Below are 475 nucleotides of genomic sequence, written 5' to 3'. Positions count from 1 at the left end.
TCATGTAGTAGCGGACAAGACCCGGCCCTCGCATACCGGCTACCTTTTCGCGCTCGGAGAAAATCGCACCGAACTTCACCAGTTCATTCATGATGGCTGTAACTTCGTTGACCCGAATTCCGACTTTTTCGGCGATTTCTTCGCGGGTTAGCATGATCTGTCCGGTATGTGGGAACAGGTGGTCGAACAAGAGCGTCCAGACGTCCACGGCCTTCATTGGACGTTTACTGTTCTTCATTAGCCACAAGGTGACAGCACGGTTCTGTGCGGGACGGATCATAACAAACGGCTCCGTTGTTCCGGGGGCTGGGGTAGTAATGCGTTGAACGGTGACCATGACCCGGCCAAGGGCATCATGGTCAAAATCGGGATTGTCAAAAAACGGCAAAAGGGCTTGGCGAACCTGTTCGGCCTGATCTTCACGAAGCCGATCTTTTGGGGTCTTGAGACGGGTCATGTTCCGCATGTGGGAAAC

The 475-nt window shown here is 53.5% G+C and carries 1 protein-coding gene; it reads right to left on the bottom strand.

Going from position 1 to position 475, the window contains the following annotated elements; all coding sequences use genetic code 11:
• The coding region (locus tag KP705_RS21780) for a hypothetical protein (protein WP_252348428.1) at nt 1-457 on the bottom strand (457 nt) is incomplete at its 3' end.
• Nucleotides 458-475 lie beyond the last annotated feature (18 nt).

The organism is Gluconobacter sp. P1D12_c, from assembly GCF_018812105.1.
GTDB classification, from domain to species: Bacteria; Pseudomonadota; Alphaproteobacteria; order Acetobacterales; family Acetobacteraceae; genus Gluconobacter; species Gluconobacter oxydans_A.
Note: the sequence above shows the minus strand (reverse complement) of the source record. Positions and strands in the feature narration are given on the sequence as shown.